Genomic DNA, 25,419 nt, shown 5'->3' on the forward strand with positions numbered 1-25,419 from the left:
CGATGGAAATCCCGGTCGACGACGGCATCGTGCTGTACACCTACTGGCGATCCAGCGCCGCCTACCGCGTGCGCATCGGCCTGGAGCTGAAGGGCCTGCGCTGGGAGGCGCGACCGGTTCATCTGCTGCGTGACGGTGGTGAACAGCACGGCGAAGCCTATCGCGCCCTCAATCCGCAGGAGCGGGTGCCGACCCTGCTGCACGATGGGCAGGTGCTGACCCAGTCGCTGGCGATCCTGGAGTATCTGGACGAACGTTTTCCGCAGACGCCGCTGCTGCCGGCCGATGCGGCCGGCCGCGCCCGCGTGCGTGCGCTGGCGCAGCTGGTCGCCTGCGACATCCATCCGCTGAACAACCTGCGGGTGATGCAGCATCTGGAACGCGGCCTGCACCTGTCCGCCGAGGTCCGCACCCAGTGGACGCTGCAGTGGATCGCCGAAGGCTTTGCGGCCCTGGAAACCCTGCTGGCCGGGAGCAGCGACACCGGCACCTTCTGCCATGGCGACCGGCCCGGCCTGGCCGACATCTGTCTGCTGCCACAGGTGTACAACGCACATCGCTTTGGTCTGGATCTGTCGCCGTATCCGACCCTGCGCCGCATCGAAGCCGCCTGCCAGGCGCTGGACGCATTCGAGCGTGCGCGCCCCGAAAACCAGGTCGACGCGGCCTGATTGCCGCTGCGATCGCCGGGCATGGTCCGGCGCTACCCCTCGCTGGTTGGTGGCAGCGCGGGGCGACGCCCTGTGGATTCCGCATCCCCGATGAGCAACTGCCGCAGGTCATCGCGGAACAGCCGGTAGGCGTCTTCTCGACGGACCTCGTCGGCCTGCCGCAACACCCATGCGGGATGCACCGTGGCAGAGCCACGGGTGCCATCCGGCAGGGTGTGCCAACGGGCGCGATCACGCGTCAGGCTGAAATGGCTGCCGAACACCGCCGACGCCGCCGTTGCGCCCAGGCACACGATGATCTCCGGCCGCACCCGCTCGATCTCGCCGAGCAGCCACGGACGGCAGGCCTGCACATGGCGGCCCTGCGGACGTTTGTGCAGGCGCACCTTGCCGCGCCTCTCGTGGTGGAAATGCTTCACTGCGTTGGTCAGGTACAGCGTGGAGCGGGCGATACCCAGCTCGGAGAGGGCACGGTCCAGCAGCGCGCCGGCAGGTCCCGCGAAGGGGCGTCCGCACAGGTCCTCGGTGTCGCCCGGCTGTTCGCCGACCAGCATCACCCGTGCATCGCCAGGCCCTTCACCGAACACCACCTGCGTGGTGGACTCCCACAGGGGGCACTGCCGGCAGCCCGCTGCCTGGCGCTGCAGGGTAGCCAGATCACTGGAGGGTGAGGGGACCGGGGATGTCGCCTGCCGCGATGGAATCCGCCGCTGGGGTGGCTGCGCCGGGCGATCGTGCATGGCCTGCACGCGGTCGCCAGCATCGCGGATCAGCCCGGGCAGCAGCTGCGCCTCGGGCAGGTGCCGCCAGTACCGGGCAGGCATCTCCTGCTGCATCATCCGCGTGTTGAGGCGTGCGGGATTGAAGATGCTTGCGTAGTAGGTCTGCCAGAGCGTCTCGCGTGCGTCCTCCGCCGGCGCCTGCTCGCGGTGCCCGCCAGCGCCGAAGGACAGCGCCTGGCCATCCCAGTGCACGCTCCGGTAGGGGGTGAGGATGGCCCAGCGCATGCCAGCGAAGCGGCGTGCGAAGAACGCCGCGACCCGGTCGACGATCCGATGCTGCGGCTCGAACCATGCGATGAAGGCATCCTGCTCGCCGGGGATCTCGCGGAAGCGCACGAACGCCTTCATCTTGTGCGTGTCGCGGCGGACCGCCTGCGCCATCGTCATCGCGCGCAGCACATCGGCGTCGGTTGGATTGGAGAGCAGCGCGCGCTCGCCGTGCACGATCCGCCACAGCAGCCGGTACAGCAGTGGCATCGGCTGCGCATCGGCATGGCACAGGCAGGTGGAGGCCAGCTCAAGGAACGCACTCGGCACATGTGGCACGGAGGGCGTTTCCAGAAGCGGGGCCTGGGTCGCTGCAGGAGCATCCAGCAACGACCCGGCGCTGCTTTCCAACCAGTCCAGCTGCTCGGGCGACAGTCCGCGCAGCAGCGCTTCGCGCGCTGCACCCCGCCAGGCATCGAGCGACCACGGGGGATCGACCCGCAGCGACCAGCGCTGGGCGTCAGGCCGCCGGCGGTGCATCGAACAGCGATCCCTGGCGGGGCGGCGGCGCCAAACGCGCACGCAATGCCACAGGATCCTCCAGCGCCTTGCGTGGCTGGTGGTCAGCCAGCAGCACGAACGGCAGCAGCTTGCCCATCGGTGCCTTCAGCCTCGCAATGTCCGCCACCCGCAGCCGGCCATGGCGGCGCGCCATCAACACGCGTTTCACATTGCGTACGCCGAGCCCGGGAACCCGCAGCAGCAGTTCCTTCGGCGCACGATTGAGGTCGACCGGGAAGCGCTCGGGATGGCGGATCGCCCAGGCCATCTTCGGATCGATGTCCAGATCCAGCATGCCCCCCTGCGCGGTGTCGGTGATCTCTTCCACGCCGTAGCCATAGAAGCGCAGCAGCCAGTCCGCCTGGTACAGCCGATGCTCGCGCTGCAGAGGCGGCGGCTGTACCGGCAACTGCAGACTGGCGTCGGGAATGGGGCTGAAGGCCGAGTAGTAGACGCGGCGCATCCGGTAACTTCCGTACAGATTGTCGGCACTGCAGAGGATCTGCCTGTCGCTGGCGCCATCGGCACCGACGATCATCTGGGTGCTCTGCCCCGCCGGTGCGAAGCGCGGGGCTTTCGCTCGCGTCCGGCGCGGCGCGCCCGCGGTGATCGCGCGCGATGCCTTGCCGGCCTCCTTGGCCTCCTCGATGCGCCAGCGCAGCTCGCCCATGGCGCCGCGGATCGAGCCGACGGTCTTCTCCGGAGCCAGTTTCGTCAATCCGGCCTCGGTGGGCAGTTCGACATTGATCGAGAGACGGTCGGCGTGCCGGCCGGCCGCTGCCAGCAGTTCCGGCGATGCTTCGGGAATGGTCTTGAGGTGGATGTAGCCGGCGAAGCGATGTTCCTCGCGCAGCCGGCGGGCGACTTCCACCAGGCGCTCCATCGTGTAATCCGCATTGCGGATGATTCCGCTGGAAAGGAACAGGCCCTCGATGTAGTTGCGCTTGTAGAAATCCAGGGTCAGCGCGACCACCTCATCCACACTGAAACGCGCGCGTGGCACGTTGCTGGAGACGCGGTTGATGCAGTACGCACAGTCGTAGACGCAGAAGTTGGTGAGCAGGATCTTCAACAGGGACACGCAGCGGCCGTCCGGCGTGTAGCTGTGGCAGATGCCCATGCCCTCGGTGCTGCCGATGCCACCGCTGGTCCGGGAGTCGCGCTTGCCGGACCCGCTGGAAGCACAGGAGGCGTCGTATTTGGCGGCGTCGGCAAGAATGGCCAGCTTGCGGAGGGTGTCCATGGCGGCACGCTACGCAGGGGCTGTCTCATTGGGTGAGACAGCCCCTGAACTCTTCAGGATCTGCCGCCGGGCATGGCCCGGCGCTACCGATGCACTGGCACCCCCGCCGGGCATGGCCCGGCGGGGGTGGATCAGAAGCCGTGGGTGATGCTCGGCTGGCCTGCTGAATAGTCGGCGTACGGGTCGTGCTCGCCGCTGCTGCCTTCGGAGAGGCGGAACTTCAGCGCCAGGCCGTCGCGCGAATCGGCAGCGCGCAAGGCTTCCTCCTGCTCGATCACGCCAGACTTGGCGAGCCGGAACAGGCATTGGTCGAAGCTCTCCATGCCTTCTTCCAGCGAGGCTTCCATCGCGGCCTTGATCTCGTGCACCTGGCCGCGTCGCAGCAGGTCGCGGATCATCGGGGTGTTGATCAGCACCTCGGTGGCTGGAAGACGGCGGCCGTCCTTGTTCTTCACCAGGCGCTGGCTGATCACCGCACGCAGGTTCAGCGCCAGGTTCATCAGCACGTTCTTGTGCGCGCTTTCCGGGAAGAAGTTGAGGATCCGCTCGATGGTCTGGTCGGCATTGTTGGAATGCAGCGTGGCCAGGCACAGATGGCCGGTCTCGGCGAAGGCGATGGCCGCTTCCATCGTCTCGGCATCCAGGATCTCGCCGATCAGGATGACGTCCGGTGCCTCGCGCATCGCGTTCTTCAGCGCATTGTGGAAGGCATGGGTGTCCAGCCCCACTTCACGCTGGTTGACGATGGACATCTTGTGCTTGTGCAGGTACTCGATCGGATCCTCGATGGTGAGGATGTGTCCGGTCGTGGTGCTGTTGCGATGGTCGATCATCGACGCCAGCGAGGTCGATTTGCCGGAACCGGTGGACCCCACCACCAGCACCAGCCCGCGCGGGGTCATGATGACGTCCTTCAGCACCTGCGGCAGGTTCAGCTCCTCGATGCTCGGGATCCGGCTGCGGATGGCGCGGATGACCATGCCGACCTCGCCCCGCTGCTTGAACACGTTCACCCGGAAACGGCCGGCATCGGCCAGGGCGATGGCCATGTTGAGCTCCAGCTCGCGCTCGAACTGCGGCACCTGGCCCTCGTCCATCAGCGAATAGGCGATCTTCTTGACCATGCCGGGCGGCAGGCCGGTGTTGCCCAGCGGGTAAAGCTTCCCCTCGATCTTGATGTAGACCGGTGCTCCGGTGGTCAGGAACATGTCCGAGGCGTTCTTTTCGGTCATCAGCTTCAGGAAGTAGCCGATATCCATCGCGAATTTTCCCCAACGAAACTGCCGGCGCCCGTTGCAAGCACGGCGCTGGCTTGACGACAATGGCCGTGAACCGACAACCGGTACGGCCTCCCCAATGAAACGACCTAGCTTCGCACGAATGCGCCACGGCCTGTATGTGATGGCGTTTGCATTCGCACTGTCTGCCCCCGCCTGGGCGCAGGACGGTGCGCTGGAACTGGCCCAGGCCCGGCAGGCGGTGGACAAGGCCACCCAGGCCGATGCCGACCAGTACGCCCCGGACCTGATCGATCTGGCCCGGCAGGGCCTGGAGCAGGCGCAGCGCGCCGCTGGCGATCGCCGCGAACGCAAGAACGCCCCGGCCATGGCCCTGCGCGCGGCGGCCGATGCCGACCTGGCCCGCGCCCGCAGCGAGGAGGCCACTGCCACCGCGCAGCTGCAGCTGCGCCGCAACGAGGTCAACCAGCTGCAGCGCCAGCTCTCGACCGGGGAGGACCGCCGGTGAAACCCGTGAACGCCGCAACCCTGGCCGTACTGCTGGCTCTGCCGACCCTTGCCCTGGCGGCCGACAACCCCGTGGTGGCCCAGCTGAGCCAGCGCCTGATGGCCATCCAGGCCAATCCGGACACCGCCGAACTGGGCGCCTTCGAGCGCATGCAGGCCCAGCAGGCCATTGCCACCCTGGACAAGGCCAAGCGCCGCGACCAGGAGTTGGCGACCTACCTGGCCCAGCGCCGGGTCGAGATCGCCGAGACCGCCGTACGCGCGGCCCTGGCCGCCCGTGAGGTCGATCGGCTCGAGCGGACCCGCAGTGACCTGCTGATCGAGGCGAGCCGCCGCGATGCCGCCCGCGCCCGCCAGGAGGCCGAACAGCTGCGCATGCAGGCGCAGATGCAGGCCGAGGAAGCTGAACGCCTGCGTCAGGCTGCCGAGGCCGAGACGCTGGCGCGGCAGGACGCCGAGAACGCCCTGACCAGCGTGGCCGGCAAGCAGCAGCAGCGATTGAGCGCGGCCCAGCAGAATGCGGCGAAACTGGCCCGCGAGGAGGCCGAGCTGGTGTCCGGGCAGAAGCTGCCGGGCTCGAAGTTCGACGGACGCGGCGAGGTCTTCACCTTCGCCGGTGATGCTTTCGGAGCGGGCGGCTCCAGTCTGTCCGCCGGGGCGCGCAACCAGGCCAAGGCGTTGGCCGAGTACCTGAACATCGGCAAGAAGGGCCGGCTGCGCATCGAGGCCTACGACAGCGCCAACGGCGTCGGGCAGAAGCGCGCCGAGGCCCTGCGTGATGCACTGGTGGCGGGCGGTGTCGCCAGCAACCGCATCCAGATCAGCGGCAAGAAGGCGGCGTCGACCCGGGCGCGCTCGGCCGAGGTCATCATCGCCCCGTAATTGATTGATATTGTTTGTTTTTCGTTGCGTTGAGCATTCAGCCTGAACCCCGCCCCGGCGGGGTTCGGTCTTTTTGTCGCAGGGGTCTTGTACCCCGCCCGGAGCAGGCGTAGGGTCAATCGTCCGGGACGCAATGCCGCGGACCGGACGATGGGAGGGCCGGGCCGATGCAAGCAGGGCGCGAACCGCAGCAGACCGACGTGCGCAGGCCAGTGCCGCAGGTCGTTGTGCGCACCCATGCAGCCATCGAACGGCGCTCCTCCATGAACAACGCCCCGTGCCTTGCGGCCGGGGCGTTCGCGTATCTGTCGAAGGAGGTCCATCATGTTTGAAGATCAGCCCCAGAGCGAGATCGACGCACGTCGCGCGCGTGATCCGGAGTTCAGGGCACTCCATGACCAGCACCGCAAGTTGAACAAGAAGTGCATGGACGCGGAGTTGGGTGTACTCCCGATCGATGATGTCACCCTGGGTCGCATGAAGCGTGAGAAGCTGCTGGCCAAGCAACGACTTCTGCGAATGTACGAAACACCGCTCCCAACGACGTCCGCCACGCTGTGACGCACCTCGTCGCGCCCGGAGCGGCGTGACCCGGCCACAGAAGGCCCGGCCAGGCGCTCGCGCCCTGGCGTCGCGGTACCGCCGATGACGGCGGCCGCGCCAAGGCACCACAGGCGGTGGTGCCTTGGCCCGCACGTCCCTGTCTCATCGATGCGGACGGTACCGGTCTCCTCGTCGATCCGGGGCCGTCCGCATCCCCTTTCCGGCAGCGTCACGCCCATGCCCGGACTGACCTGACTTTCAGCGCCATCCGTCGGATAATCATCTGTCCGGCCCTGTGTGGCGCGAACCGAAAGTCCTGCGAATGCCCATCCATTCTTCCGTCCTCGAACTCATTGGCCAGACCCCGATCGTCAAGGCCCAGCGCCTGGACACCGGTGTCTGCGAGCTCTATCTGAAGCTCGAGAACGCCAACCCGGGTGGATCGATCAAGGATCGCATCGGCCTGTCGATGATCGAGGCAGCGGAGAAGCGCGGGGACCTGAAGCCGGGCGCGACGCTGGTCGAGGGCACCGCGGGCAACACCGGACTGGGCCTGGCCCTGGTCGCCCAGCAGAAGGGCTACAAGTTGATCCTGGTCGTTCCCGACAAGATGAGCCGGGAAAAGATCTTCAATCTGAAGGCGATGGGCGCTGAAGTGCGTCTGACCCGCTCGGACGTGGCCAAGGGCCACCCGGAGTACTACCAGGATCTGGCAAAGACCATTGCCGAGCAGACGCCGGGCGCGTACTTCATCAACCAGTTCGGCAACCCCGACAATCCGGCCGCCCACGAATTCGGCACCGGCCCGGAGATCCTGGAGCAGATGGGCGGCGATCTGGACGCCATCGTGTTCGGCTGCGGCAGCTCGGGCACCATGACCGGCCTGTCGCGCGCCTTCGCCACGCTGTCGCCGAAGACCGAGCTGGTGCTGGCCGACCCGGTCGGGTCGATCCTGGCCGAGTACATCAACGATGGCGTGCTCAATGACAAGTCGGGCAGCTGGCTGGTGGAAGGCATCGGCGAGGATTTCCTGCCCTCGATCTCCGATTTCAGCCGTGTAACCAAGGCCTATGCCATCAGCGACGCCGAGAGCTTCCACACCGCACGCGAACTGCTGGGCAAGGAAGGCATCCTCGGTGGCTCCTCCACGGGTACCCTGCTCGCCGCCGCACTGAAGTACTGCCGCGAGCAGACCACGCCGAAGAAGGTGCTGGTGCTGGTGTGCGACACCGGCAACAAGTACCTGTCGAAGATGTACAACGACTACTGGATGCTGGACAACGGCTTCCTCGAGCGCCCGCAGCACGGCGACCTACGCGACCTGATCCTGCGCCCGTACGGCCAGCGCGACACCGTCGTGATCGGCCCGAATGATCTGTTGACCACCGCCTACCAGCGGATGAAGCTGTACGACGTCTCGCAGCTGCCGGTGATGGAGGGCGACCAGCTGGTCGGCATCGTCGATGAAAGCGACGTACTGCTGCATGTCTACGGCGACGAGGCACGCTTCCGGGATCCGGTGGCCACGGCCATGGTCAGCAAGCTGGACCGGCTGGACGTGAAGTCGCCGATCGAAGCCCTGCTGCCCGTGTTCGACCGTGGCCAGGTGGCGATCGTGATGGACGGCAATGCCTTCCTTGGCCTGATCACCCGGATCGATCTGCTCAACTACCTGCGGCGTCGCGTTCAGTAAAGCGAAGATCGCAGACGATCGCAGCTGAATCCACGTTTATTCGCGTCAAAGGTTGTTAAGGCCGCGCTGATAGACTTCCGCTCCTTCGACGGCACCGTCCACCGGTGCCCATCAGGAATCAACATGTCCAACGCTTCTTCCCAGGATCGCGCGCTCGCCCTGGCCACCCTGGCCATCCACGGCGGCCAGTCGCCCGATCCGAGCACCGGCGCGGTGATGCCGCCGATCTACGCCACCTCGACCTATGCGCAGTCCAGCCCGGGCGAGCACCAGGGCTTCGAATACTCGCGTACGCACAATCCGACCCGCTTTGCCTATGAGCGCTGCGTCGCCTCGCTGGAGGGGGGAACCCGCGGTTTCGCCTTTGCTTCCGGCATGGCCGCCAGCTCGACCGTGATCGAACTGCTGGACGCCGGCAGCCACGTGGTGGCGATGGATGACATCTACGGCGGCAGCTTCCGCCTGTTCGAGCGCGTGCGCCGTCGTACCGCCGGGCTGGACTTCAGCTTCGTCGATCTGACCGACCTGGCCGCGTTCGAGGCTGCGATCACGCCGGCCACGCGCATGGTGTGGATCGAAACCCCGACCAACCCGATGCTGAAGATCGTGGACATCGCCGCGGTCGCCGCCATCGCCAAGCGCCACGGCCTGATCGTGGTGGTGGACAACACATTCGCCTCACCGATGCTGCAGCGTCCGCTGGAACTGGGTGCGGATCTGGTCCTGCACTCGGCCACGAAGTACCTCAACGGGCATTCGGACATGGTCGGCGGCATGGTCGTGGTCGGCGACAACGCCGAACTGGCCGAGCAGATGGCGTTCCTACAGAACTCGGTGGGGGGCGTGCAGGGGCCGTTCGACAGCTTCCTGGCCCTGCGTGGCCTGAAGACCCTGCCGCTGCGCATGAAGGCGCACTGCGCCAATGCGCTGGCCCTGGCCCAATGGCTGGAAAAGCACCCGGCGGTGGACAAGGTGATCTACCCCGGCCTAGCCTCGCACCCGCAGCACGACCTGGCGACCCGCCAGATGGGCGGCTACGGCGGCATCGTCTCGATCGTCCTCAAGGGCGGTTTCGAGGCGGCCAAGCGCTTCTGCGAGAAGACCGAGCTGTTCACACTGGCCGAATCGCTCGGCGGCGTGGAGAGCCTGGTCAACCATCCTGCCGTGATGACCCATGCGTCGATCCCGGTCGCGCGCCGCGAGCAGCTGGGCATCAGCGATGCGCTGGTGCGCCTGAGCGTGGGGGTGGAAGACCTGGGCGACCTGCAGCTGGACCTGGAACGGGCGCTGGGTTGAGCCGCACCATGGCCAGCAACGACGAAAGCAGGGGAGGGAGGCGGGCGCCACGTCGCATCGTCCACGCCCTGCGCGCCCGCCTGGGCGGGCTGCGCCGTTGGTGGCTTGCCCGCGGACTGGAGCAGGCACGTTTCCCCACGCTGCCCGCACCGGCCGCTGGCGACGCGCGCGGTGAAACGCTGGTCTTCCCGCCGACAGATCCCACCCTGGGGCCCGGCGTCAATCTGTACGGCTACATCCGCGGCCAGTTCGGCCTGGGGCAGACGGCACGGATGTATGCCCGGGCCCTGCTGGGTGAGGGATATCCGGTTGCGGTGAACGATGCCGCCCTCCGCATCCCGCACGCGTGCAATGACCACAGCCTGTCCGGTCAGCTTGGACGGGGCGCGCCGTATCCCTTCAACCTGGTATTCGTGAATCCGGACCTGTTCGGTGAACTGGCGCCCCGCCTGCCGCGCGATACCTACACCATCGCGTTCTGGTTCTGGGAACTGGATACCGTGCCGGCCGCATGGCAGCGAACGCTGGAGCAGGTCGACGAAGTCTGGGTCTCCACCCGCTTCGTCGAGGATGCCTTCCGGCGCGCGACCGGCAAGCCGGTGGTGCGCATTCCGCATCCGATCGTGCCGCAGCCCGGCGCGGACCTGGCCCGGTCCAGCTTCGGCCTGGACGACGACGCGTTCGTGTTCCTGTGCAGCTTCGACTTCAATTCGTCGATCCACCGCAAGAACCCGTGGGCGGTGCTGGCGGCGTTCCGCGCGGCCTTCGATGGCGCACCGGACAACGTGCAGCTGGTGATGAAGTGCAGCAACGGCTTCCGCCATCCGCAGCGGCTGCGCGAGCTGATGCAGCAGGCTGCCGGCGATCCGCGCATCCTGGTACGCGACCAGGTGCTCGACGATGCGCAGCTGCACGCATTGCAGGAAACTGCCGATGCCTATGTCTCGCTGCACCGCGCGGAAGGGCTGGGGCTCGGACTGGCCGAGAGCATGGCCCGTGGCAAGCCGGTGATCGCCACCGCCTGGTCGGGCAATCTCGATTTCATGAACGAGGGCAACAGCTGCCTAGTGCCGTTCCGCACGGTGCCGATCCGCCCTGGGGAGTATCCCTTCGCCGATGGCGGCACCTGGGCCGAGGCCGACGTGCCGGCCGCGGCAGCGTGGATGCGCCGGCTCGCCCGTGAACCGGGCCTGGCGCAGCGGATCGGCGTGCAGGCACGCAGCGACATCCTGGAAACCATGAGCCTGCAGGCCGCCGCAACGGCCATGCGCGCTCGATTGCAGTCTTTGGAACGACACGACCGATGAACCCAAGAACCACCACCACCGGGCACGAGGATTGGACATGCTGGGTATGCTGAAAGCCCTGTGGAACTACCGCTATTTCATTTTTTCCTCGATCAAGAACGAGCTGCGGCTGCGCTTCATCCGCAGCCGCCTGGGCGCCTTGTGGATGATCATCCACCCGCTGATGCAGGTGCTGATCTTCGCCACGATCCTGTCCGAGGTGCTGGCCGCCAAGCTGCCGGGCATCGATGACAAGTACGGTTACGCGCTGTACCTGATGTCCGGCACCCTGTGCTGGACGATGTTCTCCGAGACCATCGGCAAGTCAGTGAACCTGTTCGTCGACAGCGGCAACCTGATGAAGAAGATGTCGTTCCCCCGCATCTGCCTGCCGTTCATCGCCGGTGGCACGATGCTGGTCAACAACGTGCTGCTGCTGGTGGCGATCTTCGCGGTGTTCGCGGTGATGGGCCACATGCCAACTGCCGAGGCCCTGTGGCTGCCGGCGCTGATGCTGCTGACGCTGAGTTTCTCGATGGCGCTGGGCCTGCTGCTGGGCGTGCTCAACGTGTTCATGCGCGATATCGGCCAGGTCGTCCCGGTGGTCCTGCAGGCATTGTTCTGGCTGACTCCCATCGTCTACCACATCACCATCCTGCCCGAGCGCGTGCAGGCGATCTTCCGGCTCAACCCGTTGCTGCCGCTGGTTACCAGCTACCAGAACGTGCTGCTGTTCGACAAGCCGCCGGTCTGGGGTGACCTGTTGTGGCTGATGATCGCCACGGTGGTGCTGGCATTGGCTTCGCTGGTGATGTTCCGTCGTGCCAGCCCGGAAATGGTGGATGCGCTATGAGTGGTGAACTGAAGGTCGACAACGTCGGCAAGGCGTATCGCGTCTGGACGAGCGAGTGGCTGCGCGCGGCCCGCTGGTTCGGTGTGCCGACGCGGCCCAAGGAAGAGAACTGGGTGCTGCGCAATGTGTCTTTCACCATCGCGCCCGGCGAAGCCGTGGGCGTGATCGGCCAGAACGGCGCGGGCAAGAGCACCCTGCTCAAGCTCATCACCGGAACCGCCCAGCCCACCGAGGGCCAGGTGACGCGGACCGGCCGCGTTGCGGCGATTCTCGAGCTGGGCATGGGCTTCAACCCCGACCTCACCGGTCGCCAGAACGCGTTCCACTCCGCAGGCCTGATGGGCTACTCGCAGGAGCAGATCGAAGCCGCGATGCCGGAGATCGAGGCCTTCGCCGAAGTTGGCGAGTATTTCGACCAGCCCGTGCGTACCTATTCCAGCGGCATGCAGGTGCGCGTGGCGTTTGCCGTCGCCACTGCATTCACCCCGGACCTGCTGATCGTCGACGAGGCCCTGTCGGTCGGCGACAGCTACTTCCAGCACAAGAGCTTCGACCGCATGCGTCGCTTCCGCGAGGAGGGCACGTCGATCATGCTGGTCTCGCACAGCCTCAGCGACGTGAAGGCACTGTGCGACCGCGCGATCCTGCTGGACAAGGGACGAGTGCTGAAGGATGGCGAGCCGGATGAGGTCATCGATTTCTACAACGCGCTGATCGCGAAGAAGGAAAACGAGACGCTTGCGGTCGAGCAGCGCCGTGGCAAATCCGGCTGGGTGACTACCCGGAGCGGGACCGGCCAGGCCCGCGTGGAATCGCTGCGACTGCTCGATGGCGAAAGCAGCCAGGAGGTCAAGCTGGCAACCGTTGGCCAGAAGCTCCGGCTTGAACTGAAGGCACAGGTCAGTGCCGACCTGCCCAGCCTGGTACTGGGGTTCATGCTGCGCGACAAGCAGGGCCACATCATCTGGGGCAGCAACACCTGGCATACCGGTCAGGTCCAGCGTGATGTACGGGGCGGAGAACAGGTGGTCTACCACCTGGACTTCACCTGTACGCTGGGCCCGGGTTCCTACTCGGTGTCGCCGGCGCTGGTCAGCACCGAAACGCACATGGTCGACAACTTCGAGTGGGTGGACAACCTGCTGGTGTTCGACGTGATGAATGCCGACAGGACCACGTTCATCGGATCGAACTGGCTTGATGCTGCCTTCAGCGTCGAACGCAGCCGCGCATCGGCCGATGGTGTGCAGGCGGACTGACGGACAACCATGTCAAAGCTGATTTCCTACGCGCAGAATTTCGAAGACGTCATGCTCTGGCGCGCGCTGTCACATGTGGTCAATGGCTGCTATGTCGATGTGGGCGCACAGAGCCCCGACACCGACTCGGTAAGCAGGATGTTCTACGAGCATGGCTGGCGCGGTGTGCACGTGGAGCCCACGCCGCAGTATGCCAACCTGCTGCGCGATCGCCGGCCGGATGAGGTGGTGCTGCAGGTTGCCGTAAGCGATCAACCCGGGGTACTGCACTTCTTCAACATCGCCGATACCGGCCTGAGCACCACGGATCCGGCCATCGCTGCCGAACATCGGGAGGCGGGCTTCAACGTCTCCGACGTGCGTGTGCCGGCGCTGACGCTGGACACCGTGCTGGAGCAGGTGCCAGCCACCGACATCCACTGGTTGAAGGTCGACGTCGAGGGCGCAGAGGAACTGGTGCTGCGCGGCTGGCAGCGCGATACCCGCTTGCCCTGGCTGGTCGTGGTGGAAAGCACGCGTCCGCTGAGTTCGGAACAATCCCACCAGAGCTGGGAACCGATCCTGCTCGACAAGGGGTACCGGTTCGTCTATTTCGACGGCCTCAACCGGTTCTACGCCAGTGCGCAGCATCCCGAACTGGATGCGGCATTCGAGAGCGGACCCAATGTGTTCGATGATTTCAGTCTGAGTTCGGGCTCGCAGTTCTGCTCGCAGATCAACCTGGCCTATCACGAACTGCAGACGCTGGCGGATCGACGCGAGGTCGAACTGAACGAGCGGATCCAGGATCTGGACGCGGCACTGCAGCGGGCGCAGGAAGAATCCGCCGAGGCAACCGAGCACAACGCCCGGGCAATGGAAAGGCTGCGCAGCGAGCACGAAGGCGCGGTCCGTGCGATGGCAGTGGCCCAGCGGGAACTGGTGAGCAAGCATGAGCGTGAGCGCAGCCTGCTCGACAGGAAGGCGCTGGCCGAACTGCACGAGCTGACTGAGCAGGTCACCAAGGGCAAGCACGAGGCCCATCGCTGGTGGTTGGCGCATGAGCAGCTGCGCGCGCAGCTGGATGCGATCGAACGCAGCCGTTCGTGGCAGCTCACGCGGCCGTTCCGGGCAGTGCGCCGACGCCTGTCGTCCAGCGTGCTGGGCCGCATGAAACGTGCGCTGCGGCCGGCGGTCGTGCGCGCGCTGAAGGTCGCCATGGCCGCACCGTGGCTGCGACGCCTGGCCAAGCCCCTGGTTACGCGCATTCCCTTCCTTCACCAGCGCCTGCAGAAGATCGCCATCAGCGAACAGCTGTTCGAGATCGAGCGGGCGCGATTGGCTGCAATGGAGGGCAACGAGCACGAAGTCACTGTCGTCCATCTGGATCGACGGGCCCGGCGCGTGCTGGAAGACCTGAAGCGTTCAAGGAATGAAAGGGCTGCCCGATGAGAGTGCTGATTGACCTGCAGGGTGCACAGACCGAGAGCCGATTCCGGGGCATCGGGCGCTATTCGACCTCGCTGGCGCAAGCGATGGCCCGCAATGCGGGCGACCATGAGATCTGGGTGGCGGTCAACGGCACCTTCCCCGATGGCATCGGCGACATCCGCCAGGCCCTGGATGGTCTGGTCCCGCAGGAACGGATCCGTCAGTTCGATACCTTCAGCCGGGTAGGCTGGCCGAACGCCGCAGATGCGTGGCGGCGTGGTGCATCCGAGCTGATGTGGGAAGCGTTCCTGGATGGCCTCCAGCCCGACTTCATCCACGTATCCAGCCTGTTCGAAGGTTCCCAGGGCGGTGCGGTCGGCTCGATCGGCAAGTTGCCGGGCGTACGGGCTGCTACTGCGCTGACCCTTTATGACCTGATTCCGCTGCTCAATCCCGACGTCTATCTGGCATCGGACTGGGTACGGTCCTGGTACATGGACAAGGTCGAGTCGCTCAAGCGCGCCGACCTGCTGCTGTCGATCTCCCAGCACGCGCGGCAGGAGGCATTGCAGGCGTTGGATATCGATCCGGCGCGTGTGGTCAACATCTCCTCGGCAATCTCGCCGCACTTCGTGCCGATGGTCATCGGCGAACGCGAGCAGACCCTGTTCCGCGAGCGCTTCGGCCTGCGTGGCCGCTACGTGATGTACAGCGGGGCAATGGAGCCGCGCAAGAATGCAGAGGGTCTGCTGCGGGCATTCTCCCTGATGGATCCTGCCGTACGTGCGTCGACGCAGCTGGTCATCGCCGGCAAAGTGTCCGAGCACGACCGCCGCAATTTCGATGTGCTGGCAGCGCAGCTCGGCGTCAGCAACCAGGTGGTGTTCACCGGCTATATCACCGACGAAGAGCTGATCGCGCTGTACAGCGCGACGGCGGCCTTCGTGTTCCCCTCGTTGCATGAAGGCTTTGGCCTGCCCGCGCTGGAGGCCATGTCCTGCGGAGCACCGACCATTGGCTCAGGCACGACCAGCATCCCCGAGGTGATCGGTCGTGAAGATGCGTTGTTCGATCCAACGGAGCCTGCTTCGATCGCCCGCTCCATGCAGAACGTCCTGACTGACACCGCATTCGCCGATTCCCTGCGTGCCCATGCTCCCCGACAGGCGGCGAAGTTCTCGTGGGACAATTCGGCCAAGGCCGCGCTGCAGGCCATGGAAGCGGTCGCATCGCGTCGTGCGCCACGCGATCGCCGCTGGGTCGCCGCGTCGCCTGCACTCGACGCCGGCTACCGCACCCTGGTCCAGGCGGTGGGTGGGCTGGACGTCGGCTGCGAGCCGGAACCCTTCGAACTGCAGCAGGCGGCAGCGCTGATCTCCTCCGGAATGGCGGCCAACGAGGCGCTCGCACGCGGCGGTGAGCTGCCCGCGTCGCTGTCCTGGCGCGTGGAAGGGCCATTCGACAGCAGCTACAGCCTGGCCCTGGTGAACCGTTGCCTCGCGGAAGCATTGGCCGATCGTGGCCACCGCGTGGGTCTGCATTCGACCGAGGGCCCGGGTGATTTCGATCCGTCACCGCAGTTCCTTGCGCGCAATCCGCGCGTGGCGGCGCTGCATGCTGCCGTGGCCGCGATCCCGGCCGACCAGGCCGATGTGACCAGCCGGCTGCTGTATCCGCCACGGGTTGCCGATGCACGCGCAAGGATGAATCTGCTGCACGCCTATCCCTGGGAGGAGAGCGGTTTTCCGCAGGAGTGGGTCGAGGAGTTCAATGACAGCCTGCAGGGGATCTCCTGCGTTTCGCATCATGTCGAGAAGATCATGGTGGATAACGGCGTGTCGGTTCCCCTTGGCGTCTGCTGGAACGGCGTGGATCACTGGGAGCAGATTGTTGCCGATGCGACCTATCCGGTGCCGGGCAGGGGGTTCCGCTTCCTCCACGTGTCCTCGTGCTTCCCGCGCAAGGGCGTGGACGCGATGCTTCTGGCCTATGGCAAGGCGTTCAGCGCCGCCGACGATGTCAGCCTCGTCATCAAGACCTTCGCCAATCCACACAATGAAGTGCATCGCTGGCTGGCTGACGCACGCCGCGACAACCCGGATTATCCGGACGTGCACATCATCGAGGAGGACGTGAGCGACGCCCAGCTCAAGCATCTGTACGCGAGCTGCAACGCGCTGCTGGCGCCGAGCCGGGCTGAAGGCTTTGGCCTGCCATTGGCCGAAGCGATGCTGGGCGGCCTGCCGGTGATCACCACCAACTGGGGGGGGCAGCTGGATTTCTGCAGCGAAGAAACCGCCTGGATGGTGGATTACCGCTTCGTTCCGGCGCAGACCCACTTCAATCTGCGCAATTCGGTCTGGGCCGAACCCGATGTCGACGCGCTGGCCGCCGCAATGCGTGAGGTGCACGGCGCCGATCCGGCGCGTGTGCGGGACAAGGTCGAGGCCGCGCGGCGACTTCTGAAGTCGCGCTTCACGTGGTCCGATGCCGCGCGGAGACTGGAGCAGGACGTACGCGCGTTCGCGGCGCAGCCGACGCTGCCCGATGCGCGCGTCGGCTGGATCACGACCTGGAATACGCGCTGCGGCGTGGCCAGTTACGCCAGCTATCTCGTGGAGAGCGGCGGAACACCGGTGGCGATCCTGGCGGCCGAGGCCGATGACCGCACGTTCCGCGATGGGCCAGAGGTTGTCCGCTGCTGGCGGCAGGGCGAAGGCGACATGCTTGAGCGGCTGGAACAGCAGATCGAGCGTCTGAAGCTGGACACGCTGATCATCCAGTTCCAGTACGGCTTCTTTGACTTCCCCGCTTTCTCGGCCTTCCTTGAGCGGCAGCAGGCGGCCGGCAGGGGCCTGATCGTGATGATGCATGCAACCGTTGATGCCGCGGAGAATCCGCGCAAGCGGCTGCGCGACCTGGGGCCGGCACTGGCCGGCTGCGATCGCGTGCTGGTGCACTCCATACACGACCTCAACCGTCTCAAGGACATCGGCGTGGAGCGCAACACCGCGATGTTCCCGCACGGCATCCTGGAACCGGCCGAGCCGGCGGCGGCAAACACGGGTGCACGGCTGCGCGTCGTTTCCTACGGATTCTTCCTGCCGCACAAGGGGTTGCTGGAACTGATCGACGCTGTTGCGTTGATGGTCGCCCAGGGCGTGGACGTCGAACTGGCGATGATCAATGCCGAATATCCAGTGGATGTCTCGCGGCAGCAGATCGACCAGGCGGTGGCGCGCGTCGTGCAGCACGGCCTGCAGTCGCGTGTGCGGATGGTGACCCGTTTCCTGCGTGACCAGGAGAGCATGCAGGAGCTGGTGCAGGCCGATGTGGTGGTGTTCCCATACCAGGGCACCGGCGAATCCTCCAGCGCGGCAGTCCGCTACGGGCTGGCCTCAGGCCGCCCGGTGGCCGTCACGCCGCTGGCGATCTTCGACAACGTCGGCGACGTCGTTCACCGTCTGCCCGGGACCTCCCCGGCCGATCTTGCGGCCGGTCTGCGGCAACTGCTGCGTGCCAGCCGTGACGGCGATCCAGTGTTGGCCGAAGTGCAGCAGCGTGCCGCACAATGGCGCGCCGAACACCGGTATCCTGCGCTGGCCCGCCGTCTGGACTCCATGGCTCGACAGATCCTCCGCACGCGTCGGCAGGTTCTGGCTGCAAATACACTCAATCATCAGGACGAGAAGCAATGAAGAAGGCAATCATCACAGGCATCACGGGTCAGGACGGCGCCTATCTCACCCAGCTGCTGCTGGAGAAGGGCTATGAAGTCCACGGCACCTACCGCCGCACCAGCTCGGTCAATTTCTGGCGCCTGGATGAGCTGGGCGTGACCAACCACCCGAACCTGCACCTGGTGGAGTACGACCTGACCGACCTTGGCACGTCGCTGGCGATGGTGCAGAAGATCCAGCCGGACGAGATCTACAACCTGGCCGCACAGAGCTTCGTCGGTGTCAGCTTCGACCAGCCGACCACCACCGCGCAGATCACCGGCGTGGGTGCACTGAACCTGCTGGAAGCGATCCGCCTGGTCAATCCGAAGATCCGCTTCTACCAGGCGTCGACCTCGGAAATGTTCGGCAAGGTGCAGGCCGTGCCGCAGGTGGAGGACACCCCGTTCTACCCGCGCAGCCCGTACGGCGTGGCCAAGCTCTACGCGCACTGGATCACCGTCAACTACCGCGAGAGCTACGACATCTTCGGTTCCAGCGGCATCCTGTTCAACCACGAAAGCCCGCTGCGCGGGCGCGAGTTCGTGACCCGCAAGATCACCGACTCGGTTGCCAAGATCAAGCTGGGCCAGCTGGACGTCCTGGAACTGGGCAACCTGGACGCCAAGCGTGACTGGGGCTTCGCCAAGGAATACGTGGAAGGCATGTGGCGCATGCTGCAGGCCGAGCAGCCGGACACCTTCGTGCTGGCCACCAACCGTACCGAGACCGTGCGCGACTTCGTGGCGATGGCGTTCAAGGGCGCCGGCATCGATGTCGAGTTCAAGGGCAAGGACGTGGACGAAGTCGCGGTGGACACCGCCACCGGCAAGACCGTGATGCGCATCAATCCGAAGTTCCACCGCCCGGCCGAAGTCGATCTGCTGATCGGCAACCCGGAAAAGGCCGAGCGCATCCTTGGCTGGAAGCCGCAGACCAGCCTGGAACAGCTGTGCCAGATGATGGTCGAGGCTGACCTCAAGAGGAACGAGCGTGGCTTCTCGTTCTGAGTTGTCAGGCCAGCGCGTGCTGGTCACGGGGGCGTCCGGGTTCACCGGGCGCTACGTGATCGAGCGCCTGCGTGCTGCCGGTTGCGATGTGCATGATCTGCATTCCGGCGACACCGCAACGTCGGTCAATCTGCTCGACCGTGCTGCGCTCAAGCAGCACGTCGCCAGAGTGCGTCCGCAGCGCGTGGTCCATCTGGCTGCGATCTCGTTCGTCGCCCACGGTGATGCCGACGAGATCTACCGGGTCAACGTGGTGGGTACGCGCAATCTGCTGGAAGCGCTGGCGTCTCTGGACGAGGCGCCGAGCAATGTACTGCTGGCCAGCAGTGCCAATGTCTACGGCAACGCGTCCGGCGTGCTCGACGAGCAGGCGCCGCTTTCGCCGCAGAACGACTACGCGGTCAGCAAGATGGCGATGGAGGCCATGGCGGCGCTGTGGATCGATCAGCTTCCGCTGACCCTGGTGCGTCCATTCAACTACACCGGCGTGGGCCAGGACGAGAAGTTCCTGATTCCGAAGATCGTGGCGCACTTCCGCCGCGGTGCCGATGTGATCGAGCTGGGCAACACCGATGTCTCGCGCGATTTCAATGACGTGCGGGGCGTGGCCGCTGCCTACGAAGGCCTGCTGGCACTGCCGGGCAATGGCCAGACCTACAACGTCTGCTCCGGCCAGGAGCATTCGCTGCATGAGGTCATCGAACGCATGCGTGGCATCTCTGGCCGTGACATCGAAGTGAAAGTGAATCCCGCCTTCGTCCGCGCCAACGAGGTCAAGTCGCTGCGTGGTGACAACGGCAAGCTGCGGGCCGCGGTCGGGTCATTGCCGGACTTCGATCTGGGCGAGACGCTTCGTTGGATGTACCAGGCCCGCGCGGAGGCCTGAAAGAGCGCGGGGTCCGCTTCGGCGGATCCCGCCTTCAGTGCAGGGAGAACACGCAGTGCATTATGTCTGGCAACTGATTGCGCCGGTATTGGCGATGTGTCTTGCTGTCATCGGCAGCTCGACTCTGCTGGCCGTCGCCGGCATCCGCGTGAGCCCGCATCTGCGGCGGATCGGGCCGGTCCAGGCGTTGCTGCTTGCGAGCGTGTGCGTACTGGCCTTGTTGATGAATGCCAATGCGTGGCTGCCCGGCTACGTGGTGTTTCCCTGTTTCCTGATCAGCGGGGCCGTGGGAGCCCTGGTGGCGCTTCGCCGTGGCTTCGCCGATCCGCTCGCCCATGCATCGATCTGGGCGTTCACGATCAGTCTGCTTGCGGGCGTTCTGCTGGTCGCATGGTGGAATCTCATGTTCGCCTCCCGGCATCTGTGGATGCTTGAAGGTACCAACCATGATCTGGTGTTCTTCTACGGCGGTGCCAAATGGGCCATGCAACACCCGCTCTGGGTCGAGCAGGCCACGGTGGCCCGCGAGTGGGCGCTGGGGCAATGCGGCCAGGGCATGCAGTTCATCGGCAACGGCTGCATCGTGCAGCGTAATGGGGCGTACAGCCTGTTGGCACTGGCGTCCAGCTTCGTGCCGGAGGCAGGCCCAAACCGGGTGCGGGCGATGATCGGCACCGCCGCAGTGTTCCCGGTGCTCGGCATGCTGCCCTCGATGGCAGGCCGCTTCGGTGGCGCGCGTCGCTGGCCGCGGGGAACCGCGGTGGCCTTCCTGCTGGCGGTACTGTGCATGCTGGGTACCGGCATGATGCTTGCGGTGGTCAACGAGAACATCGGTACGGCGATGGCGGGCGCCCTGCTGATGATGATCGTGCTGTGGGCGCTTACGCCGATGCAGTCGCTGGGTGCAAAGTGGATCATGCTGGGTGCAGCCGCGGGCTGTACCGGCATGGCATACGGCGAAGCGGCGGTGCATGCGTGCATGATCGTGGCCCTGGCCGTACTGGTGACGGCCATGTGGCTGCGTTCCTGGCGGGTGTTCCTGCTGGGCGGCCTGCTGGCGATGCTGGCCTGCGCGATCGTCCTCAACCGGATGCTGCCCGAGCTGATGGCATCCTATGCCCAGGTCAGTGGCATCGTCGCGCAGTCGTCGTGGCCCAGCTGGTACATCCGGCAGCCCTTCTGGGGTTGGTGGCTGTCGGCTCCCTTCGCCGGCCTGTTGATGACCGGCGAACCTGCCGTGAATCCGGAAGCCATCATGCTCGGGCTGGTGCTGATGGCGTCCACTGCATGGCTTTCCATCCGGGAAGGACGCTGGCGGTTCTTCGTCGGCTTGCTGGCAGCCAGCATGGTGCTGGTTGCCTATGTGCAGAGCCATGGCTATCAGTACGGCGAGCACAAGCTGGTGCAGGTGCTCGGGCCGGCATGGGTGGCGCTGTTGAGCTGGCTTCTGCTGCGCCATGCGCGCCGTCGCGGCCGCACAGGTGTGGTACTGCTGCTGATGGTGACGCTGGGGGCGCTGTCGGCGGCCTACGCCGTGCGTTCGCGATCGATCCTGGTCTCGCATGTGCCTTCGGGTATCACCCATGCCCTCTCGGAAGCGATCAGGCTGCCGCAGAAGGGAGATGAGGTTGTCATCGACACGTCCGGGGTCAGCGGGCCGGAGCGGTACGTCAAGCAGGACTTTGCTGTGCTGGAGCTGCATCGACGCGGGGTGCGCGCGCGCATTGCCGACCGTGGCGACGCTCCGGTGGGGTACAGCGATGCCCTGTTCAATGACAGCCTGCGCGGTGCCGAATCACCCGATTGGCTGCTGGTACTCAGGCAGCCCGGGACGGGCCCAGCGCTGCCGCCGGGTACTGCCCCGCTCCTGGAAGATCCCACATTCGCATTGTTCTCGCTGCAGTCCGGTCAGTTGCCGCTGGCCCAGGCGGGTACGGGCTGGCACACCTGCGAACAGGATCACTGCTGGACCCGCGGCGCCTTCAGCCTTGAAACCTTCGTGCCCAAAGGATGTGCGGACGCACGACTGCAGGTTGATCTGGATCTGCTGCAGCCACCCGCCGAGGGACGTATCCATGTGACCGTCAACGGTGTGGAAGCAGCAACCGTCGACGGGCACCAGGGCGAGGTCAGTTTGTCGTTGGCCGGCGGCAGCTCGGTGGTCGTCCTCGCGCCGGATTGGCCGGTTGCGTCGCCGCAGGCGTTGGGTCTATCAACCGATCCCCGGCCTCTGTTCGCCAGCGTGTCCCACGCCCGCATCAGCTGCGGCGTGCCCGCCGAGCCGGCAGAATGACGGTCTTCGCAATCATCCATCGAACAGCGTCGGGCCACGGCCACGGCGCAAGAGGTCTCCCATGCAACTCCTGATCGTCTTCGGCCTGGTCATCCTCGGCGCCTGTGGAACCGTCCTGCTGAAGGTCGGGGCAGGGCGTGTCACCTATTCCGACGGCATCCTGCCGATGCTGACGTCCGCGTTCAACCTGCCACTGGTGACCGGCTTCATCCTGCAGATGATCCCGCTGGTGTCGTGGGTGGTGCTGCTCAAGTACATGCCACTGACCAAGCTGCAGCCGATGATCGCCCTGACCTACGTAGTGACACCGGTGCTTGCCGTGCTGTTCCTGGGCGAGCACATCGGTCCACTGCGGATGGCCGGCATCGGCCTGATCGTGCTGGGCGTGGTCCTGGTGAGCGCGAGCTGAGCATGAAGATCCTGATCGTCCTGACCTACTACACGCCCTATATGAGCGGGGTGACTGAATTCGCGCGGATGCTCGCCGAGGACCTGTCCCATCGCCACGAGGTCACCGTGCTCACCACCCAGCACGATGCATCCCTGCCGGTGGAAGAGACCATCAACGGCGTGCGCGTGGTGCGCGCACCGGTGTTCGCCCGCATGCACAAAGGCGTCCTGAGCTGGAAGTTCATCACCTGGTTCCGCCGACTGGCGCGGCAGCATGATGTGGTCAACCTGCATATGCCGATGCTGGAATCGGGCCTGCTGTCATTGCTGGTCCCCGCCCGCAAGCTGGTGGTGAACTACCAGTGCGACATGGCCGTGGTCGGTGGACTGCTGGACCGGCTGGCGGTGAACGTGACCCGTGTGTCCTGCTGGCTGGCCACGCGGCGCGCCCGTGATGTCGGGGTGCTTACCCACGATTACGCCAGCTCCTCGGCCTGGCTGTCCGGCATCCGCCACAAGCAGCATGAAGTGCTGGCACCGATGAAGGCGATGCCCTGGCAGGATCGCCCGGCGAGCACCGACGGGGTGTTCCGCTTTGGTTTCGTGGGCCGCTTCGTCGCCGAGAAAGGCCTGCCTGTCCTGCTGGACGCCTTCAGCCAGGTCCATGCCCTGCATGGCGACCGTGTCCGCCTGGTGCTGGTCGGCGATACCCACAACATCGCCGGCGGCGGCATCATGGATGCCATCCACGGCAGCATCGCCGCGCTGGGGGATGCGGTGGACGTGCGCGGTCGCGTCAGCGAACAGGAACTGCAGGCGTTCTATGCGCAGCTCGATGTGCTGGTACTGCCCAGCGTCAACCGCTATGAAGCGTTCGGCATGGTGCAGCTGGAGGCAATGCTCAGTGGTTCACGGGTGATCGCGTCGAACCTGCCGGGCGTGCGCACCATCGTGCAGAACACCGGCAATGGCGAAGTGGTGCCGGTCGGCGATGCGCCGGCACTGGCGGCAGCGATGCTGCGCCTGATGGCCAGCCGCGATGCGGCAAGCCGTGCCGAGGTACGCGCACGCGCACTGCAGGCCTATCCGCTGCGGCGCTTCTACGACCTGCAGGAAGCCATGCTGCTGGATCGCACCGGGCCCGAGCGTCCGGCCTGATCCCGCCTGGCTGGATTGCCACCGCTGCCTGCGGGCAGCGATGGAACCGTCATTCCCCGTGCTTGAATGACAGGCTGCGCGCCGGTGGCGCAGCGGTCATGTGCCTGATTCAGATTGCCGCCAGTACCGACAGGCCACCCACCAGCACCGTGATCAGGCTGCCGGGATCCTTCACTGCGAACACGACCGGGTCGTCATGCATCTGTCCACGGTGGGCAAGCAGCCAGGTCCGGCAGATCCAGTAGAGCAGGACCGGGCACAGCAGCCACAGGAACAGCGGATGCCCGTAGAGCTCCTGGCTTTCCGGCGCGTTGATGTACAGGCACAGCACCAGTACCGACGCCATGCCCGACGCGGTACCCAGGGCCTGTACCAGTCCCAGGTCCTCGACGTGGTAGCCACGCCCGCTGGGCTTCTCCTTGCCGCTGGCCAGCGTCATGCGCAGTTCGGTGTAGCGCTTGAGCATGGCCAGGCTGAGGAAGATGAACATCGAGAAGGTCAGCAGCCAGAACGAAAGCGTGACGTCGATTGCCGCGGCACCGCCGACGATGCGGATGGTGTAGAGCGCGGCCAGCATCACCACATCGATCATCACCACCTGCTTCATCCGCAGGGAATAGGCCAGGGTGAGGCAGAAATAGATGGCCAGTACCAGCAGGAATGCAGGGGCGACAATGGCCGCCAGCAGGAAGCCGGCCAGGGTCAGTACCGGCGTGGCCAGCAGCCCCGAACGCAGATCCAGCCGGCCACAGGCGAACGGGCGCTTGCGCTTGCGCGGATGCTGCCGGTCCGAGTCGAGGTCCAGCAGATCATTGAACAGATACACGCCGGATGCGCACAGCCCGAAGGCCATGAACGCCAGCACCGCGTTGAGCGTGGTCTCCAGCTCCAGGAAACGATGACTCGCCAGCAATGGCACGAATACCAGCACGTTCTTCAGCCACTGGTGGACACGCATCGCCTTGAGCCAGGCGCGTGGGCCGCCGCCTTCGCGGGGCCAGTGGGCGGCAAGCTCCGAACAGTGCGCCGCAGCGCGGGCGACACCGGCACTGGCGTTGACCACCCAGGCGGAATGCGCGTGCTTCCAGATGGCCAGATCGACCCGCGCGTTGCCCATGTAGTCGAAACCGCGCTCGCCGAACTGCTCCACCAGCAGATCGGCCTTGCGATGGCCGGCAAGATTGGTGTGTCCATCGCTGCAGAACACGTCGTCGAACACGCCCAGATGGCGCGCGATCGGCTCCACCAGTGCCGCGTCCGATGCCGTGCACAGGACCCGCCTGCGATCACTGCTGGTCCGCAGCAGTTCGACCACGCGCGGGTCATACGGCAGCAGTGCCGGATCGCCGGCACCGTGCACCGCCAGCTGGTGCTTCAGGTGCGCCTTGCCACGCAGCAGCCAGAACGGCAGCACGAACAGCATCCAGGGCTGCCGTGCCAGCATCCTCAGGAAGGTCTCGTACAACAGGTCGCTGCGCAGCAGGGTGCCGTCCAGATCAACACACAACGGCCTCGAACGGCCGGCACCCGAA

The 25,419-nt window shown here is 65.8% G+C and carries 20 protein-coding genes; 16 read left to right on the plus strand and 4 right to left on the minus strand.

The features are described 5' to 3' along the window. Positions 1-2 precede the first annotated feature (2 nt). Positions 3-671, plus strand: a complete 669-nt coding sequence (gene maiA, locus N8888_RS02300; protein WP_164152887.1) for a maleylacetoacetate isomerase — start codon at positions 3-5, stop codon at positions 669-671. A gap of 32 nt (positions 672-703) precedes the next feature. Here the strand turns inward: maiA and N8888_RS02305 are convergent, their stop codons facing one another. The 3 genes from N8888_RS02305 to N8888_RS02315 form a co-directional block, all read right to left on the minus strand. Further along, positions 704-2,200 carry a UdgX family uracil-DNA binding protein gene (locus tag N8888_RS02305; protein ID WP_164152888.1) on the minus strand — a complete coding sequence of 499 codons (1,497 nt, stop codon included), beginning with the start codon at positions 2,198-2,200 and terminating at the stop codon, positions 704-706. Next, positions 2,181-3,464, minus strand: a complete 1,284-nt coding sequence (locus N8888_RS02310; RefSeq protein ID WP_065182510.1) for a putative DNA modification/repair radical SAM protein — start codon at positions 3,462-3,464, stop codon at positions 2,181-2,183. Before N8888_RS02310 ends, N8888_RS02305 begins: the two co-directional genes overlap by 20 nt. Before the next feature lie 131 nt (positions 3,465-3,595). Further along, positions 3,596-4,723, minus strand: a complete 1,128-nt coding sequence (locus N8888_RS02315; protein ID WP_053516991.1) for a PilT/PilU family type 4a pilus ATPase — start codon at positions 4,721-4,723, stop codon at positions 3,596-3,598. A 121-nt stretch (positions 4,724-4,844) separates the two neighbouring features. Here N8888_RS02315 and N8888_RS02320 point away from each other — a divergent pair, with 121 nt between their 5' ends. From N8888_RS02320 to N8888_RS02390, 15 genes are all read left to right on the plus strand, one after another. After that, a complete protein-coding gene (locus tag N8888_RS02320; protein ID WP_053516990.1) occupies positions 4,845-5,210 on the plus strand; it encodes a DUF4398 domain-containing protein in 366 nt (121 codons plus the stop codon). Continuing rightward, entirely contained in the window at positions 5,207-6,091 is an 885-nt protein-coding gene (locus N8888_RS02325) for an OmpA family protein (RefSeq protein WP_053516988.1), read from the plus strand. Before N8888_RS02320 ends, N8888_RS02325 begins: the two co-directional genes overlap by 4 nt. Before the next feature lie 324 nt (positions 6,092-6,415). Next, a complete protein-coding gene (locus N8888_RS02330) occupies positions 6,416-6,652 on the plus strand; it encodes an HP1242/YdcH family protein (RefSeq protein WP_053516987.1) in 237 nt (78 codons plus the stop codon). 304 nt (positions 6,653-6,956) lie between these two features. After that, positions 6,957-8,327, plus strand: coding sequence for a pyridoxal-phosphate dependent enzyme (locus tag N8888_RS02335; RefSeq protein WP_053516986.1), 1,371 nt, complete (start codon positions 6,957-6,959; stop codon positions 8,325-8,327). Positions 8,328-8,450: 123 nt separating this feature from the next. Then, complete coding sequence (locus tag N8888_RS02340) at positions 8,451-9,623, plus strand: cystathionine gamma-synthase (protein WP_065175355.1); 1,173 nt, start codon at positions 8,451-8,453, stop codon at positions 9,621-9,623. Positions 9,624-9,631: 8 nt separating this feature from the next. Then, the gene (locus N8888_RS02345) at positions 9,632-10,930 is read left to right on the plus strand and encodes a glycosyltransferase family 4 protein (protein ID WP_263177238.1); all 1,299 of its coding nucleotides are present in this window, start codon (positions 9,632-9,634) and stop codon (positions 10,928-10,930) included. 37 nt (positions 10,931-10,967) lie between these two features. Further along, the gene (locus N8888_RS02350) at positions 10,968-11,762 is read left to right on the plus strand and encodes an ABC transporter permease (RefSeq protein WP_111186692.1); all 795 of its coding nucleotides are present in this window, start codon (positions 10,968-10,970) and stop codon (positions 11,760-11,762) included. Next, positions 11,759-13,021, plus strand: coding sequence for an ABC transporter ATP-binding protein (locus N8888_RS02355; RefSeq protein WP_053516984.1), 1,263 nt, complete (start codon positions 11,759-11,761; stop codon positions 13,019-13,021). The genes N8888_RS02350 and N8888_RS02355 overlap by 4 nt, the downstream gene beginning before the upstream one ends. Before the next feature lie 9 nt (positions 13,022-13,030). Further along, positions 13,031-14,452 (plus strand): FkbM family methyltransferase, encoded by a 1,422-nt coding sequence (locus N8888_RS02360; RefSeq protein ID WP_263177240.1) that lies wholly within the window; start codon positions 13,031-13,033, stop codon positions 14,450-14,452. After that, positions 14,449-18,129 carry a glycosyltransferase gene (locus N8888_RS02365; RefSeq protein ID WP_263177241.1) on the plus strand — a complete coding sequence of 1,227 codons (3,681 nt, stop codon included), beginning with the start codon at positions 14,449-14,451 and terminating at the stop codon, positions 18,127-18,129. The genes N8888_RS02360 and N8888_RS02365 overlap by 4 nt, the downstream gene beginning before the upstream one ends. Then, positions 18,126-19,160, plus strand: coding sequence for a GDP-mannose 4,6-dehydratase (gene gmd / locus N8888_RS02370; RefSeq protein ID WP_053516980.1), 1,035 nt, complete (start codon positions 18,126-18,128; stop codon positions 19,158-19,160). Before N8888_RS02365 ends, gmd begins: the two co-directional genes overlap by 4 nt. Continuing rightward, positions 19,144-20,046 (plus strand): GDP-mannose 4,6-dehydratase, encoded by a 903-nt coding sequence (locus N8888_RS02375; protein ID WP_053516979.1) that lies wholly within the window; start codon positions 19,144-19,146, stop codon positions 20,044-20,046. Before gmd ends, N8888_RS02375 begins: the two co-directional genes overlap by 17 nt. Positions 20,047-20,140: 94 nt before the next feature. Beyond that, positions 20,141-22,339: a hypothetical protein gene (locus tag N8888_RS02380; protein WP_263177244.1), complete on the plus strand. Its 2,199-nt coding sequence runs from the start codon at positions 20,141-20,143 to the stop codon at positions 22,337-22,339. A gap of 61 nt (positions 22,340-22,400) precedes the next feature. Further along, entirely contained in the window at positions 22,401-22,748 is a 348-nt protein-coding gene (locus tag N8888_RS02385; RefSeq protein WP_065182504.1) for an EamA family transporter, read from the plus strand. Positions 22,749-22,750: 2 nt separating this feature from the next. Then, positions 22,751-23,887, plus strand: coding sequence for a glycosyltransferase family 4 protein (locus N8888_RS02390; protein WP_065182503.1), 1,137 nt, complete (start codon positions 22,751-22,753; stop codon positions 23,885-23,887). 109 nt (positions 23,888-23,996) lie between these two features. On the opposite strand, the gene N8888_RS02395 is transcribed toward N8888_RS02390, so the two are convergent. Beyond that, positions 23,997-25,394, minus strand: a complete 1,398-nt coding sequence (locus N8888_RS02395; protein ID WP_263178326.1) for a UbiA family prenyltransferase — start codon at positions 25,392-25,394, stop codon at positions 23,997-23,999. Positions 25,395-25,419: the final 25 nt, after the last annotated feature.

Origin of the sequence: Stenotrophomonas maltophilia, from assembly GCF_025642255.1 — a bacterium.
GTDB lineage: Bacteria > Pseudomonadota > Gammaproteobacteria > Xanthomonadales > Xanthomonadaceae > Stenotrophomonas > Stenotrophomonas maltophilia_P.

What these genes read in the sequence shown, in the direction of transcription:
- maiA (WP_164152887.1), top strand. Translation starts at nt 3, where the DNA reads ATGGAAATCCCGGTCGACGACGGCATCGTGCTGTACACCTACTGGCGA.
- N8888_RS02305 (WP_164152888.1), bottom strand. Translation starts at nt 2,200, where the DNA reads ATGCACCGCCGGCGGCCTGACGCCCAGCGCTGGTCGCTGCGGGTCGAT.
- N8888_RS02310 (WP_065182510.1), bottom strand. Translation starts at nt 3,464, where the DNA reads ATGGACACCCTCCGCAAGCTGGCCATTCTTGCCGACGCCGCCAAATAC.
- N8888_RS02315 (WP_053516991.1), bottom strand. Translation starts at nt 4,723, where the DNA reads ATGGATATCGGCTACTTCCTGAAGCTGATGACCGAAAAGAACGCCTCG.
- N8888_RS02320 (WP_053516990.1), top strand. Translation starts at nt 4,845, where the DNA reads ATGCGCCACGGCCTGTATGTGATGGCGTTTGCATTCGCACTGTCTGCC.
- N8888_RS02330 (WP_053516987.1), top strand. Translation starts at nt 6,416, where the DNA reads ATGTTTGAAGATCAGCCCCAGAGCGAGATCGACGCACGTCGCGCGCGT.
- N8888_RS02335 (WP_053516986.1), top strand. Translation starts at nt 6,957, where the DNA reads ATGCCCATCCATTCTTCCGTCCTCGAACTCATTGGCCAGACCCCGATC.
- N8888_RS02340 (WP_065175355.1), top strand. Translation starts at nt 8,451, where the DNA reads ATGTCCAACGCTTCTTCCCAGGATCGCGCGCTCGCCCTGGCCACCCTG.
- N8888_RS02345 (WP_263177238.1), top strand. Translation starts at nt 9,632, where the DNA reads ATGGCCAGCAACGACGAAAGCAGGGGAGGGAGGCGGGCGCCACGTCGC.
- N8888_RS02350 (WP_111186692.1), top strand. Translation starts at nt 10,968, where the DNA reads ATGCTGGGTATGCTGAAAGCCCTGTGGAACTACCGCTATTTCATTTTT.
- N8888_RS02355 (WP_053516984.1), top strand. Translation starts at nt 11,759, where the DNA reads ATGAGTGGTGAACTGAAGGTCGACAACGTCGGCAAGGCGTATCGCGTC.
- N8888_RS02360 (WP_263177240.1), top strand. Translation starts at nt 13,031, where the DNA reads ATGTCAAAGCTGATTTCCTACGCGCAGAATTTCGAAGACGTCATGCTC.
- N8888_RS02365 (WP_263177241.1), top strand. Translation starts at nt 14,449, where the DNA reads ATGAGAGTGCTGATTGACCTGCAGGGTGCACAGACCGAGAGCCGATTC.
- gmd (WP_053516980.1), top strand. Translation starts at nt 18,126, where the DNA reads ATGAAGAAGGCAATCATCACAGGCATCACGGGTCAGGACGGCGCCTAT.
- N8888_RS02380 (WP_263177244.1), top strand. Translation starts at nt 20,141, where the DNA reads ATGTGTCTTGCTGTCATCGGCAGCTCGACTCTGCTGGCCGTCGCCGGC.
- N8888_RS02385 (WP_065182504.1), top strand. Translation starts at nt 22,401, where the DNA reads ATGCAACTCCTGATCGTCTTCGGCCTGGTCATCCTCGGCGCCTGTGGA.
- N8888_RS02390 (WP_065182503.1), top strand. Translation starts at nt 22,751, where the DNA reads ATGAAGATCCTGATCGTCCTGACCTACTACACGCCCTATATGAGCGGG.